The 14,340-nt window shown below is 67.5% G+C and carries 14 protein-coding genes; 4 read left to right on the top strand and 10 right to left on the bottom strand.

All coding sequences use genetic code 11. From position 1 onward, the window contains the following. Window positions 1–15 precede the first annotated feature (15 nt). Window positions 16–381 carry a hypothetical protein gene (locus tag MFF56_RS09865; RefSeq protein WP_003596849.1) on the top strand — a complete coding sequence of 122 codons (366 nt, stop codon included), beginning with the start codon at window positions 16–18 and terminating at the stop codon, window positions 379–381. A 249-nt stretch (window positions 382–630) separates the two neighbouring features. Here the strand turns inward: MFF56_RS09865 and MFF56_RS09870 are convergent, their stop codons facing one another. From MFF56_RS09870 to MFF56_RS09890, 5 genes are read right to left on the bottom strand one after another with little or no spacing between them, the layout of a single operon-like run. Then, a complete protein-coding gene (locus MFF56_RS09870) occupies window positions 631–1,572 on the bottom strand; it encodes a cation diffusion facilitator family transporter (protein WP_003596846.1) in 942 nt (313 codons plus the stop codon). Between the two features lie 42 nt (window positions 1,573–1,614). Beyond that, window positions 1,615–2,157, bottom strand: coding sequence for a hypothetical protein (locus MFF56_RS09875; RefSeq protein WP_003596842.1), 543 nt, complete (start codon window positions 2,155–2,157; stop codon window positions 1,615–1,617). 27 nt (window positions 2,158–2,184) lie between these two features. Next, window positions 2,185–2,538 (bottom strand): hypothetical protein, encoded by a 354-nt coding sequence (locus MFF56_RS09880; RefSeq protein ID WP_003596841.1) that lies wholly within the window; start codon window positions 2,536–2,538, stop codon window positions 2,185–2,187. A gap of 5 nt (window positions 2,539–2,543) precedes the next feature. Further along, window positions 2,544–5,792, bottom strand: coding sequence for an efflux RND transporter permease subunit (locus MFF56_RS09885; protein ID WP_003596840.1), 3,249 nt, complete (start codon window positions 5,790–5,792; stop codon window positions 2,544–2,546). An 11-nt stretch (window positions 5,793–5,803) separates the two neighbouring features. Then, window positions 5,804–7,177, bottom strand: a complete 1,374-nt coding sequence (locus MFF56_RS09890; protein WP_003596839.1) for an efflux RND transporter periplasmic adaptor subunit — start codon at window positions 7,175–7,177, stop codon at window positions 5,804–5,806. 654 nt (window positions 7,178–7,831) lie between these two features. Here MFF56_RS09890 and MFF56_RS09895 point away from each other — a divergent pair. Beyond that, the gene (locus tag MFF56_RS09895) at window positions 7,832–8,059 is read left to right on the top strand and encodes a hypothetical protein (RefSeq protein ID WP_003596837.1); all 228 of its coding nucleotides are present in this window, start codon (window positions 7,832–7,834) and stop codon (window positions 8,057–8,059) included. Between the two features lie 223 nt (window positions 8,060–8,282). On the opposite strand, the gene MFF56_RS09900 is transcribed toward MFF56_RS09895, so the two are convergent. After that, a complete protein-coding gene (locus MFF56_RS09900; RefSeq protein WP_003596834.1) occupies window positions 8,283–8,546 on the bottom strand; it encodes a hypothetical protein in 264 nt (87 codons plus the stop codon). Window positions 8,547–8,824: 278 nt separating this feature from the next. Here MFF56_RS09900 and MFF56_RS09905 point away from each other — a divergent pair, with 278 nt between their 5' ends. Continuing rightward, window positions 8,825–9,520 (top strand): YoaK family protein, encoded by a 696-nt coding sequence (locus tag MFF56_RS09905; RefSeq protein ID WP_012455875.1) that lies wholly within the window; start codon window positions 8,825–8,827, stop codon window positions 9,518–9,520. Window positions 9,521–9,528: 8 nt separating this feature from the next. Here the strand turns inward: MFF56_RS09905 and MFF56_RS09910 are convergent, their stop codons facing one another. Together MFF56_RS09910 and MFF56_RS09915 are read right to left on the bottom strand one after the other, a co-directional pair. Beyond that, on the bottom strand, window positions 9,529–10,860 hold the full coding sequence (locus MFF56_RS09910) for an ATP-binding protein (protein WP_003596830.1): 1,332 nt from the start codon (window positions 10,858–10,860) through the stop codon (window positions 9,529–9,531). Continuing rightward, the gene (locus MFF56_RS09915; protein ID WP_017484348.1) at window positions 10,857–11,603 is read right to left on the bottom strand and encodes a response regulator transcription factor; all 747 of its coding nucleotides are present in this window, start codon (window positions 11,601–11,603) and stop codon (window positions 10,857–10,859) included. Before MFF56_RS09915 ends, MFF56_RS09910 begins: the two co-directional genes overlap by 4 nt. Before the next feature lie 525 nt (window positions 11,604–12,128). Here MFF56_RS09915 and MFF56_RS09920 point away from each other — a divergent pair. Then, on the top strand, window positions 12,129–12,533 hold the full coding sequence (locus tag MFF56_RS09920) for a flagellar basal body rod C-terminal domain-containing protein (RefSeq protein ID WP_003596828.1): 405 nt from the start codon (window positions 12,129–12,131) through the stop codon (window positions 12,531–12,533). 59 nt (window positions 12,534–12,592) lie between these two features. On the opposite strand, the gene MFF56_RS09925 is transcribed toward MFF56_RS09920, so the two are convergent. Further along, window positions 12,593–13,279 (bottom strand): ZIP family metal transporter, encoded by a 687-nt coding sequence (locus MFF56_RS09925; protein WP_003596827.1) that lies wholly within the window; start codon window positions 13,277–13,279, stop codon window positions 12,593–12,595. A gap of 7 nt (window positions 13,280–13,286) precedes the next feature. Beyond that, a complete protein-coding gene (locus MFF56_RS09930) occupies window positions 13,287–14,243 on the bottom strand; it encodes a cation diffusion facilitator family transporter (RefSeq protein WP_003596826.1) in 957 nt (318 codons plus the stop codon). Between the last annotated feature and the right edge of the window lie 97 nt (window positions 14,244–14,340).

Here is a 14,340-nt window from a genome sequence, read left to right on the forward strand (position 1 = left end):
AGAAAGGACATCGTCATGCGCTCCCCCTTCCGCCTCGCCGTCGTTGCCGTCGCCATCGCCCTCGCGTCGCCCTGCCTCGCCGCCGGCCCGAACGGCGGCCAGACGACGGTCGCCGATGGACATCCCGTCGAGTTCGTCGCGACCGAGACCGGCATCACCTTCTTCGTGACCGGTGAGGACGGCAAGCCGGTCGAGACCGCCGGCCTCTCGGCCAAGGCATTCGTGCAGGTCGGAGGCAAGACGGAGACGCTGACCCTGAAGCCGGGGGCGCCGAACAAGCTCATGGCCGACCTTAAGGCCCCGCTGGCGGCGGGAGCGAAGGTCGTGCTGTCCGCGAAGATGCACGGGCACAACATCCAGGCGCGGTTCGAGAAGCAGTAGGGCCGTCGGTGGGGCGGCCCGTGCGGTTCCTTCCGCGCAGGCCGCCTCGGCCCGGCTACCTCCGGGTCAGGACAAATGGCCCAGGAGCACCAGGAAGCCCAGGAGCAGGAAGCACACCGCCAGCACCTTGACGAGGTCGCGTCCCGCCCGCCTTCTGACGTGCGGACGGGCACGACGCCTGCCGCGCGGCTTGGACTCCCATCTCTCGATTTCCCGGGCCAGCTTCTTGCCTACCATGGCCGCGCCGCCTCAGACGGGAAGGTGCGGGAACTCCGCGGAGAGTGCCTCGTCCTCGACCTGGACGGTGACGTGCTCGATGCCGTGCCGCTCCTTCATTAGGCCCCGCACGGCACGGATCACCGCCGGCCCGCCGGCGACGTCGTCGACCACCACGTGCCCGCTCATCGCGTCGAAGCCCGACGTCAACGTCCAGGCATGCAGGTCGTAGGCGCGGCGCACCCCCGGCATCGCCTCGATCTCGGTCTTCAGGGCGGCGAGGTCCACGCCGGGAGGCGTGCCCTCCAACAGGATGTGAAGGGCTTCGCTCAGCAGTCGCCAGGTCCGGGGTACGATGAACAGGCCTATGCCGGCGCCGATGAGAGGATCGACCCAGGTCCAGCCCGTGCCCATCACCACGAGGGCCGCGAGGATGACGCCGACCGAGCCCAGCATGTCCGAAAAGACTTCGAAGTAGGCGCCCTTCACGTTGAGGCTCTCGGACGAGCCGCCCGACAGCAGCTTCATGCTGGCGAGGTTCACGCCCAGCCCAACCAGCGCCACCAGCATCATCGGCCAGCCGAGGATCTCGGTCGGCTCCACGAAGCGCCGATAGGCCTCGTAGAGGATGTAGGCGGTGACCCCGAGCAGCACGACGGCGTTGGCGAGCGCCGCGAGGATCTCGAAGCGCATATACCCGAAGCTCTTGCCCGCCGTCGGCGCCTTGGCCGCGTAGTGAATGGCGAGCAACGCCAGGGCGAGGCCGCCGGCGTCCGTGACCATGTGCGCGGCATCCGCCAGGAGCGCGAGGCTGCCGGTGAGCAGGCCGCCGACGACCTCGGCGAACATGTAGGTCAAGGTCAGCCCGAGCGCCCAGGCGAGGCGTCCCTTGTTGCGGGCCGCAGCCGAGCCCGAGGGAATGCCGCCGCCGTGCGAATGCCCATGGCCGCCGCCGTGTGCGTGTCCGTGTCCCATATGCCGATCCCAGGTTTGCGATGATGTGTCCGACCGCGGGTTTCAGGGCGCGATTCCGCCGATCAGGTCGGCCACGTGTGCGCCAGCCGGATGCCCGGCCTCGACGTGGTGCGTCCCGGAACAGGCCTGGTATCCGGGGCCGAACGTCGTCATGACGAGTTCGCGCCGTCCGTCCGCGGTTTCGCGGCTGGCCAGCAGCGCCTGCCCACCGGGCCAGAGTTCCGCATCCGCCGTCGGTCCCGGCTCGGGTTCGCCGTAACGGCGAACGCCTTCGTCGTGGATGGCCCGACGCGCTTTCGCGAGGTCGTCGCCGGAGAGTGGCACGCCGACCCAGACCACCTGCTGCAGCCCCTCGGTCCGGCAGATCACCAGGATGACCTCGGCCGTCCCGGGTCCCGTGGCCGGCCGCCAACCCTGCGGGTAGTACAGGGCCGTCAAGTTCGCCTCGCGGTCGACCTTCAGCGGACGGGGCACTTCGGAGAGCGGTCCCCACGCAAGGCCGAACGGCGCCTCGCCCGCATCGGCGGCGAGGGCCGGGACGACCGCGAATGCGGCCGCGTGAAGGACGCGCAGGTGCCACCTCATCGCTCGGTCTCCCGTCGGACCCGGTTCCTAGGACGCGGGTCCACGCAGTCGGTGGTAGAGGGCACGAACCGCGTCCGAGTAATCGGTGGCCGGATTGGCCGCGCAGAACGTGCGTAGGAAGTCCGCCTGGGCGGCCAAGGGCATGGAGGGCGGCGCGAGGTCCAAGCCCTCGTCGACCCCGTCCGGCGCCCGGATCAGCGCGCCGCTCATGAACCCCTGCGCCCAGGCGAAGTAGTCGCGCTCCATGGCTGGCTGCGCCGCGGCATCCGCGCCGAACCGGGCACAGGAGGCGGCACCGATGCCGACGATCTTGGTCGGCTCGGCCTGAACGGCCATGGTCAAGCCGAACCACACGAGCATGCCCGACCGGACCCTTCCCATCGGGGCTACTCCGCCGCCTTGAGTTGGCGAGGAACCGACGGCGCCGGGCGCTCAGCCGCTGCCGTGGTCTCGACCCTGCCGAAGCGCGCGTACAGGGCCGGCAGGACGACCAAGGTCAGCAAGGTGGCGCTGATCAGGCCACCGATGACCACGGTCGCGAGCGGCCGCTGGATCTCGGCGCCGGTTTCCGTGGCGATGGCCATCGGCACGAAGCCGAGCGAGGCGACGAGCGCCGTCATCGCCACCGGCCGCAGCCGGATCATGGCGCCTTCGAGGATGGCCTCGCGCTTGGGCCGTCCCTCGGCGACGAGTTGCTTGATGAAGGTCAGCATCACGAGGCCGTTCAGCACCGCCACGCCCGAGAGCGCGATGAACCCGACCGCCGCCGGCACCGAGATGGGCATGCCCCGCAGCCACAGCGCCGCGATGCCGCCGGTCAGGGCCAGGGGCACCGCGCTGAACACCAGCAGGGCGTCCCGGGGCGAGCCCAGCGCCGAGTAGAGCAGCAGGAAGATGAGGAAGAAGCAGACCGGCACCACGATCATGAGACGTTGCTTGGCGGAGGCGAGGTTCTCGAACTGGCCACCCCAGGTGACGTAGTAACCGGACGGAAGCTGGACCTGTGCGGCGACCTTTCCTTGCGCCTCCGCCACCAGCGAGCCGATGTCGCGGCCGCGCACGTTGGCCGTCACCACGACCCGACGCTTGCCGTTCTCGCGCGAGATCTGGTTCGGCCCCTCGGTCACCGAGAACGACGCCACCTGCTTGAGCAGGACCGAACTCGCCCGTCCGTTCAGCCCCGGAGGAAGCGGCACCGGGATGTTCTCCAATGCCTCGCGGTCCTCGCGCACCTTGTCGTTCAGGCGCACGACGATGGGGAAGCGCCGGTCGCCCTCGAACACCACGCCCGCATCCTTGCCGCCGATGGCCGCGCCGATGACCTCCTGGATGGCGCCGACGCTGAGCCCGTAGCGGGCGGCCTCGGCCTTGTTGATCTTGATTTCCAGGAACGGCAGGCCGGCGGTCTGCTCGACCTTGACGTCCTCGGCCCCGGTGATGCCGCGCAGCACCTGGGCGACCTGATTGGCCGCCTTGAGCATCGGCTCGAACTCCTCGCCGAACACCTTCACGGCGAGGTCGCCGCGGGTGCCGGCCAAGAGCTCGTTGAAACGCAGCTGGATCGGCTGGGAGAACTCGTAGACGTTGCCGGCGAGTTCGCCGACCGCCTTCTCGATCTGCTCCTGCAGGTCCGCCTTGGACAGGCTCGGGTCGGGCCATTCCTCCTGAGGCTTCAGGATGACGAAAGTGTCCGACGAGTTCGGCGGCATCGGGTCCGATGCGACCTCCGCCGTGCCGGTTTTCGAGAAGACGTAGGCAACCTGCGGGAATTTTGACACGGCCTGCTCGACCTTCAGCTGCATCGCTTGGGACTGGGTCAGCGAGGTCGAGGGGATGCGTGTGGCGTTGAGCGCGATGCTTTTCTCGTCGAGCTGCGGGATGAACTCGGTGCCCAGGCGTGTGGAGAGGATTCCCGCACCGACGAGGAGCAGGAGCGCTCCGACGACGAAGGCGACGGGCGCGCGGACCGCAGCGGCCAGCACCGGGCGGTAGGCTGCCTTGAACGCACGGATGATGAAGTTGTCTTCCTCGGTGACCTTGCCGGTGATGACGATGGAAATCAGGGCGGGCACGAAAGTCAGCGAGAGGACGAAGGCGGCCACGAGCGCGATGATGACTGTCAGCGCCATCGGCTCGAACATCTTGCCCTCCACCCCGGTGAAGGTCAGGAGCGGGACGTAGACCAGGATGATGATGGCCTGCCCGTAGAGGGAGGGCTTGATCATCTCCTCGGCCGAGGCCCGCACCGTCTGCAGGCGCTCCTCGGTGTCGAGGCTCCGCCCGAGTTCGTGCTGCTTCTCGGCGAGGTGCCGCAGGGCGTTCTCGGTGATGATGACCGCCCCGTCGACGATCAGGCCGAAGTCGAGCGCGCCGAGGCTCATCAGGTTGGCCGAGATCTTCGCCTCGACCATCCCGGTCATGGTCATCAGCATGGCGACCGGGATGACGAGCGCCGTGATGATGGCCGCGCGGATGTTGCCGAGCAGCAGGAACAGGATGACGATGACGAGGGCGGCGCCCTCGGACAGGTTCTTGGCCACGGTCTTGATGGTGGCTTCGACGAGGCGGGTACGGTCGAGGACGGTCTGCACCTCGACCCCCGGCGGCAGCGACTTGCGGATCTGCTCCATGCGTGCGTCGACCGCGGCGGCGACCTTACGGCTGTTGTCTCCGATCAACATCAGGGCCGTGCCGATCACGACCTCCTGGCCGTTCTCGCTGCCGGAGCCGGTGCGCAAGTCCTTTCCGATGCGGACCTCGGCGATGTCCCGGATGCGCACCGGGACGCCGGCACGGGTGGCGACGACCACGTCGCCGATCTCGTCCATGCTCTCCAGGCGCCCGGCGGCGCGAACGACGTAGCCCTCGCCGTTGTCCTCCAGGTAGCGGGCGCCCTGGTTGGCGTTGTTCGTCTCCAGGGCGCGGGCGACGTCACCGAAGGACAGGTCGCGGGCGGCGAGCTTCGTTGGGTCCGGCTGGACGTGGTACTGCTTCTCGAAGCCGCCGATGCCGTCGATGCCGGCGACCCCCGGGACCGTCTTGATCTGTGGGCGGATGATCCAGTCCTGGACCGTGCGCAGGTAGGCGGTCTGCTCCAGTTCCGTCCTGAGGCTCTGACCTTCCGGCGTCAGGTAGCTGCCGTCCGGCTGCCAACCGGGCTTACCCGCGGCCGAGACCTGGCGCTCGCCCGGCTTGGCGTAGTGGATCGACCACATGTAGATCTCGCCCAGGCCGGTCGAGATCGGGCCCATGGCGGGCTCGGCGCCGGGCGGCAGGTCCTGCTTCACCTGCGAGAGGCGTTCGGCGACCTGCTGGCGCGCGAAGTAGATGTCGAGCTTCTCCGCGAAGACGGCGGTGACCTGCGAGAAGCCGTTGCGCGAGAGCGAGCGGGTGTATTCCAGCCCCTTGATGCCCGCGAGCGCGGTCTCGACCGGGTAGGTGACCTGCTTCTCGATGTCGACGGGCGAGAGCGAGGGCGCGGTCGTGTTGATCTGGACCTGGTTGTTGGTGATGTCCGGGACGGCGTCGATGGGCAGCTTGGTCACGGCATAGCCACCGAATCCGGCCGCCAGCAGCGACAGCAGCAGCACGAGCCAGCGCTGGTGGACGGAGAAGTCGAGGATCTTCGAAATCATGGCCCGTCCCCTCAATGCGCGTGGTCGGCTTCGCTCTTTCCGAGCTCGGCCTTGAGGAGGAAGGTGTTGCCGACGGCGATGGCCTCGCCGGGCTTGAGACCCGAGGCGACCTCGTAGGCGTCGTCGTCGGAGCGCCCGAGTTCGACCTCGCGCTTCTCGAAGCCCTCGTCTGTGCGGACGAAGACGACGCGCTTGCCCTCGACGGTCTGGAGGGCCGCCTTGGGCACGCTCACCGGAACGGCATCCCGCGAGATCTCGACCTCGGCGGTGACGTAGGTGCCCGGACGCCAGGCCATGTCCTTGTTCGGCAGGGCGACGATGACCTTGGCGGCACGCGTGTCGGCGGTGAGGAAAGGACTGACGAAGACGACCTTGCCCTTCTCGTGCTGCACGCCGCCCTCCTGGCCCGGCGCGACCGTGACGGACGCGCCTTCCTTGACCTTGGCGAGTTCCGAGGTCGGAACGGCAAGTTCGATCCACACCGTTGAGAGGTCGGCGACGGTGTAGAGGTCGGAAGGGTCGCCTTCCTTGCCCACCGCGGTGCCGACGTCGACCTTTCGCTCGACGATGCGCCCCGACATCGGCGAGCGCAGTTCGTACTGGCGCAGGCTCGACAGGTTCGGGGTGGTCTCGTCGCGCTTGGCCAGCTTGGCCACCGCCGTCGCGTCGAGCCCCAGCGCCGACAGCTTCTGCCGCGCCAGATCCTGGCGCAGCGTCGCCTCGGAATAGACCGCCTTGGCATTCAAGAAGGCGCTCTCGGCCGAGATCCGCTTGTCCCAGAGCGCCTGCTGCCGTTCGAAATTGGTCTTCTCCAGGTCGGCCTTCACCGAGGCGGTGAGGTACTCGCTCTTGGAGTCCGCGACCTCGCGGCTATCCAGGACGGCAACGACCTCGTCCTTCTTGACGGCGTCGCCCAGGCGCTTGCGCATCTCGGCGACGGTGCCGACGACCCGGGCAGGGACCCGCGCGATCCGGTCGGTGTCGGGCGTGATCGTACCGGGCACCAGGATATGGCGAGACAGCATGGCGCCCTCGGCTTTGGCCACCTTGATGTCCTGGTTCTCGATCTGCTCGGCGGTCATTTTGACATGACCTTCCTCGCCTTCGGCCTCGGAGTGGTCATGCTCGCCTTGGGTCTGCTCGGCCCCGGGCTTACTGGCCGGCTTGCCGTGACCGTGACCGTGTCCGTCGCCCGCGGCGTGGCCCGCCTCGCCGGGGGAAGCCTCGGCGGAATTCGCGGCGGTGGGGCCGCTGGCGAGGTTGAAGACGGTCGGCGGCAGGCCAGCCGATATCAACAGCCCCTGGACGAAGCCGGAGACGGCGGGAACCGCAGCGCCCACGAGGACGCCGACGGCCAGGATGAGGGCGGTCAGGATGATGCGCATGATGCCTGCTCGGGCGTGCCGGAAGCCGATGACGGACATGCCGGACAATCGCGGTCGGTGACGTGAGGAGACGGCTCGGGTCGGTCGGACCCGGGTTCGTGACGCGCCGCCTTCGCGGCGTCACCTCAGGCGCGCGGCGGCCTTGGCAGGCGGTCGGGAGAGACCGAGGGCATCCTCTCGGACAATCTGGCGTAGGAGGGGCGCGTTCCGTCGGGGAGCGGGGCATCGCCGGCGACGGTCGTGCTCAAGGCGACGTGGCAACCGCAATGGACGTGGTCGGCTGACCCGGGGTCGGAGGCATGATCCAGGCCAGACACCGTATGCGGGACGAGCGAGAGTTCGCTCCTGTCATGGCCTTGACGGCCCTGGTGAGAGACAAGGTCGTCCATGAGACCGGCGCCGGGCATCGCGATGGCCAGCGCCAGGACGAGCGCGAGGGCGGCGGTTGCCCACCACCCCGTCATCGCTCCGAAGCTCATATGGCGCCGCGCCGAAGTCATCACCGTCCTTATCTGCGATTCCGAGGCTGTGTCGCAAGCTGCGGTCGCCCGTTGTGGTGAAGGCTTCCCTGGTCGGAGGATACTGAATGGTCGCTTCACGCCCCGTTCAAAGCCGTCGGCAGAGCCTTGTGCGACCAGCAAGGAATTTTCGTCCATGAAACGTCGCTTGATCACCCTGACGACCGCTGCCCTCGCATCGGTCCCCATGACCGCGTCGGCCCAACATTACGGCTACGGACCACCTCCCCACCATCATGAGGAGGTGCGCCGCCACCATCACGGCGACCACGACCACGTGGAGGTTCGTCGCCATCATCACGACGACCGGGACGAGAACCGCCACGGCTTTGAGCGCCACGATCACCGCGAGTTCGACGACTGAACGTTTCGGTCGACCGAACCAAGGCGGACGCCCGCCCCGACTTGCGTCGAGGCGGGCGTTTCCACGATGCGTGAGGGGGCTGTATCGCACCGTGAAAAGTCGTCCGGGCAAGGGGACGCCGCGAGCGCGTAGCCGAGGCCCGTTGCCAGGAGCGCGAAGACGACGAGCAGGGGCAGCAATCGCATCGCGCGTCTCCCGCTCATCGTGTCACCTCGTGGGAAGCTTACTTCTTGCCGGGCTTATCCTGGCTGTGCCCGTGCGCGTGGCCGTCGCCTTCGCGGTGCGCGGGCTTGCCGTCCGGGCCTTTCTCCTGCGCCTCCCGCACCCGCGGATCGTCACGGTGGGCGGGTCCGCCGGAGACGTCGCCCGAGTTCGGGACGCTGCGCTCCGGATTGGAGGCGTTGCCGTGCCCGTCGACCGCGAGGGCGGGCGTGGCCGCTCCGGCCAGCATCGCGGCGGTGAGAACGGCGGCAAGCGTACGCTTCATCGATCTGTATCCCTTCCATCGGCCACATCGGCCGCTTGAGGAGTGGAGATAGCCGACCCGTTTGACTGCCGTTCGCCGCGTTCGTGACGAAGTGTGTCAGGCGCGCGTGCCGACACACTTCGTCAAGGTCGAGCAAAGCCTCGGCCATGGGGTCGACGTATCCCTACCGGCTCCCCGCAGGACCGGACGCCGGGTCGAACGCGACCCCGGCGAGATCCGACGCGGCAGCGACAGGTGGCCAAGTGGACAGATCTTTCCCGTCGAGACCCGAGACCCGCGTGCCCCTGGCCGTCGCGCTGGCATTCCTGGCGGGTTCGGCCGACTCGATAGGCTTCCTGGAACACTCTCAACTGTTCATGTCGTTCATGAGTGGGAACACGACCCGGTTCGGCGTCGCGGCCAGTTCCTTCGATTGGTCGGGCGTCACCAGGTTCGGCAGCACCATCGCGCTGTTCTGCTTCGGTGCGTTCGCCGGCACCCTTGTTGCGGCTTGGGCTGGGCGGTGGCGTCTTTCGGTCCTGCTCGGCGCGCAGGCCGTCCTGCTGTCCATCGGCAACCTCCTGCCGGAAGCTTCCGATGCGTTTCCTCTTCATGCCTATCCCGTCGTCCTTGCCCTCGGCATGCTGAATGCGACGCTGCAGGATGAGGCCGGGCGGAGCCTCGCCCTGACCTACGTCACCGGAACCGTCGTACGTTTCGGGACCGGTTTGGCGAACATGGTCCTGCACAAGCCCGCGCCGTCGTTCTGGCTCCAGGCACCGCTTTGGGCGGGCCTGACGCTTGGCGCGGTCGCCGGCGGCTTCATCCAGAAGGCCCTTGGTCCCGATGCCTTCCTCGTTCCGGCGGCCCTGTCCGCGTCGCTGGCTGTCGCAGGCATCATCCTCACGGTGGCACTGCCTGGGAGCGGCTATGTCTCGAACGAGCGGTCGGCGCAGCCGGACGCGCACCCCGACGCACCGGCGACCGCCCGGTAGGCCGCGTCTCAATCGCGTCCCTTCGCCCTCGGCAGGCGGATCTCGGCCCGCAGGCTGCCCTCTGGCCGGTTCGACAGGACGAGCGTGCCGCCGTCCGCCTCGACCGCGCGCCGGGCGATGGTCAGTCCGAGCCCCGTCCCGCCCGTGTTGCGGTTACGCGACCCCTCCAGCCTGGTGAAGGGCTGGAAGGCCCGGGCGACGTCCTCCGGCGCGATGCCGGGGCCGTCGTCGTCGATGCGCACCACCAGGGTCGCCTCTTCGATCTCGATGCCGACCCGGACCCGGATCCCGTAGCGCACACCGTTGTCGACAAGGTTCTCGACCGCGCGGCGGAAGGCAACGGGACGTACCGACGCCAGCGCCCGGCCGGGGCCGTCGTAGCCCACCTCGCGGCCCACGTCCGCGGAGGCGTCGGCGACGCTCATCAGCACGCTCGCCACGTTGACGACCTGCCGTGCTTCCGGGTCGGCTTCGCCACGCAGGTACGACAGCGTCGCGTCGATCATGGCCTGCATGTCGTCGAGGTCGGCAGCCATGGCACGGCGGTCCGCAAGGTCATCGACCTTGTCCAGGCGAAGACGGAGCCGGGCGATCGGCGTGCGCAGATCGTGCGAGACCGCCGCCAAAGCCTGCGTCCGTTCCGCGACGAGGCGGTGGATGCGCCCTTGCATCGCGTTCAGCGCCCGACCGATCCCGCGCGTCTCGTCCGGTCCGACCTCAGGCACGGACACGACCGTACCGTGCCCGATCCGGACGGTGGCGTGCGTAAGTTCCCTGAGCGGGCCGGCGATCCGGTGCACCAGCACGACGGCGGCGACGCCGACCAGGATCGCCATCGCGGTGGCGAGGTACGCCCAGGGTGCAAGGTGGACCAGGTGAGGCGAATGGGCGGACCGGAAGGTCAGGAAACTGCCGTCCGGCAGCGGGAAGGCGCCGCGCAGGTCCTGTTGGTGCAGCGGCTCGTCCGGCGCCGCCAGGGCGAGCGCCAGACCTGGGCCGAGCACGGGCTCGATCTCCAGGACGCGTTCGCGCAGATCGCGCAAGGCGGGGTCTGTCTTGCCCGTCTCGGCGGATTCCCCCCGCTCCCAGCCTATCTCGAAATGACCCGACGAGAGGGCTTTTGCCTCGATGCCGCGCTCCCCCGGCGGTCGCCGCAGTACCGCTTCCCGCGCCAAGACGAGCTGTCGCGCCACTTCGTTCGCGAACGCCTCGTCGGCCGCGGCCGACGCCGACTGACGGTACAGCAACAACGCGCCCCCGTGGACCACGAGTACCGCCAGCAACAGCACGGCGACGGTGCGCCCCTCCAGGCTGCGGGCAAGATCGACCAGTTGTTTCACGCCCGCTCGACCTTGGCGGCCATCATGTAGCCGGAGCCGCGAACCGTCTTGATCACGGGGAGCGTGCCCTCGGGCGGTTCGAGCTTGCGCCTCAGGCGGCTGACCAGGGTGTCCACGCTACGGTCGGACGGGGCGGCGAGCCGTCCGCGGCTCATCTCCAGGATCTGCTCGCGGCCGAGCACGCGCCCGGGATGCTCTAGGAACACCATGAGTAGGTCGTGCTCGGCCCCCGAGAGGTCTACGGCAGCCCCCCCGGGATCGGTCAGCTGCCGGCTGCGCAAATCGAGCCGCCAGCCGGCGAAGGTCAGAACCTGTGCCCTCTCCGCCGCGGTGGCGGCCGGCGCGATGGTGGTCCGACGCAGCACCGCGCGGATGCGGGCAAGGAGTTCCGGCCGGCCGAACGGCTTGGCGACGTAGTCGTCGGCTCCGAGTTCGAGTCCGAGTACCCGGTCCGCCTCCTCGTTGCGGGCGGAGAGCATGATGACCGGCACGGTGCCCTTGCTGCGCAGCGCCCGCAGCAGATCGAAGCCGGAGGCGCCGGGCAGCATCACGTCGAGCAAGACGAGATCGACCGACTTCCCGGGCAGAAGCGACCACATCTCGGCGCCGCTGCGGCAACCGGTGACGCGGTAGCCGCTCTCCCTCAGGAGTCGCGTGACCAACACCCGCATGCCGTCGTCGTCTTCGATCAGGAGGATGTGCTCCTGTGCGCAGCCCGCTCCCGGCCTGTCATCGCGTTCCATCAGCCACCGTTTCATCCATCGCCGCGGGGTCCATTGCGAACAAAGTCTCCGTCAGATTCAGATAACGCATCAGGGGACTCTCATCGAGTGGGCCACGAACGTCAATGAAGTCACTTGTATAAATTTTGCATATTTTATATTGTCGATACGACTGCTCGACCAAAAATACGACCAATTTGATTTGATAGTATGCTCTATACATAATTAAATGTAATTTACGAGGATATCAAAATTTTGAAGTCAGAAGCGGTCGATGCCGGGTGAGTACAAATCGGCCTATGGATCCGGCTGTCGCGGAGGTGCGAATGGAGCGATCCGATGCTCGTTCGCCCGATTTCCCGGAAAAGAGCTGAACGGTGGTTCGAAGACATCGCCGAATACTCCTGAATTCGGACGGGCCGGCGCTCGGATTACTCTAACACCATGAGGCGTGAATTAACCTTTTTTTAACTCTAACTCATTAGATTTGATTAACAAATTTGTGCACGCCGGGACAGGATGCCGGCAAGAGGGAGGCTGGCGGCGATGAAGGACGACATTTCCGGGCCAAGCTTGGCGTCTGCCGCCCTACGCATACATCAGGGTCGCATGCGCGTGTCGGTCGAGAATATTGCCAACGCGCGTTCCACGGCGTCCGCCCCAGACGGCGAACCCTATAGGCGCAAGATTGCAGTGTTCGAGCCGATCACGGGCAACACCGAAGAGGCACCGGCCATCCGTATCGTACGCGACAAGACCGAATTCCCGACGGTTCATAGTCCTGGACACCCCGCCGCCGATGCTGGCGGCAACCTCAAGCTTCCCAATGTCCGCCCTACGGTCGAGATGTCCGAACTTCGCTCTGCGATGCGAGCGTACGAGGCCAATCTGCGCACTATCGCGACCTTTGACGACCTGAAAGGAAAGACGCTCGCGCTACTGAAGAGCTGATGTCATCGACCCGAAAGCCTTTCGTGATGACGCATCAAACGCGGCCGGCACGTGCGCCATCAACCGACAAGCTCATCGAGCAAGAGCAATAGCAGGAAGCCTGCGAAGAACATCGCGGTCACCCATGGACGGTCCTCCGTTTCGTGTGCCTCGACCAAAAGTTCCTCCGTCACGAGGTAGAGGAGCGCAATCAGGCCGAAGGCGAGAAAGCCGCCGCGGATGGCCGCGGGCAGCGTGGCGACCGGGCCGCCGAGCAGCGCACCGAGCGGCAGCAGGACGACGAGGGCGGCGGTCAAGCCGACCACCCTGGCTTTCGAGGTTCCGCCCTCGCCGAGTTCGTTCGCGACGGTCAGGCCGAGGAACAGCACCTCGATGGTCAGGGCGACCGTAAGCAGGAAACCGGCCTTGGCGCCCGCTGCGAAGGCGATGCCGAGGACGAGCCCGTCCACCAAGATATCAATTCCGGTGACGGTCAGTAGACCGACTGGTCCTTTCACCCGACGCTCCAGAGTGCGGACCGCGAGCATGGCGGCAACACCGACGCCGCCGCCGACCAGGGTGGCCCAAGGCGATCCGGCATGCTTGAGGTCAGGCAGGATCTCGCCCGCCGCCGCGGCGAATACGACGCCTGCGGCGAAGTGCTGGATGGCGCTGACCAAGACGGGTCCCGGCCGCATGTTGACGGCGACCGCGGCGCCGAGGACGGCGGCGGCTGCCGGGATGAGGGTATAGAGCCAGGCTTGCATCGCAGGTTCAGACCACGCCGTCCGGGGCCAGGGCGCAGGCGGTCGTCTCGCTCGTCTCGACCTGCAACGTGACGTGGACGATCCCGAAGCGGCCCCTCAATTCGCGTGCGGCTCGTATAAGGAAAGCGTCGTCCGTGCCGTCCGGCCTTACGAGATGGCTCGTCAGGGCGACCTCGGTCGTGCTCATCGGCCAGACGTGATAGTCGTGGACGGCCGTGACGTCCTCCAAGCCCCGCAGATGCGCGCGCACGGCGTCAGGGTCGATGCCGGGGGGCACGGCGGCGAGCGACATCCGCACGCTGTCGCGCAGGAGTCCCCAAGTGCTCCATACGACCGCCGCGGCGATGAGTAGGCTGGTCACCGGATCGAGCCAACGCCAACCCGTCAGGGCGATAAGCAGGCCGGCGACGACGACGCCCGCCGAGACGGCGGCATCGGCGGCCATGTGCAGAAAGGCCCCCTTCACGTTGAGGTCGCCTTCGCGCCCCGATGCGAACAGCCAAGCGCTGATGCCGTTGATCAGGATGCCGATGCCCGCGACCACCATCACGGTGGTCCCGGCCACCGGTGCGGGCTCACCGAAGCGCCGGACGGCCTCCCAGGCGATGGCGCCCATGGCGACGAGGAGGATGACCGCGTTGAACAAGGCGGCCAGGATCGAGGAGCTCTTCATGCCGTAGGTGTAGCGCGGCTTAGGCGCCCGTTTCCCGAGAATGGCCGCGGCCCAGGCGACGGCGAGCCCGAGTACGTCCGAGAGGTTGTGGCCTGCGTCGGCGACGAGGGCGAGGGAATTGCTCAAGAACCCGTAGACCGCCTCGACGATCACGAAGGCGACGTTCAGACCGATGCCGACGGCGAAGGCCCTTCCGAAACCGAAGGATGCCTGAGCATTGCCGGAATGGCCGTGTTCGTGTCCACCTCCGTCACGGAGGGCACGGACGGAGCGATCTGCGTGTCCGGTCATTGGGAAATCCGCTCGGCTTCATGCCCTCGGCGGGGCGTCCGACATATGCGGCACGCCTAATTCCTCTAGCGACTGGAGGAGCAAGGGGTTTCGAACG

The organism is Methylobacterium hispanicum (genome assembly GCF_022179285.1).
Lineage (GTDB): Bacteria > Pseudomonadota > Alphaproteobacteria > Rhizobiales > Beijerinckiaceae > Methylobacterium > Methylobacterium hispanicum.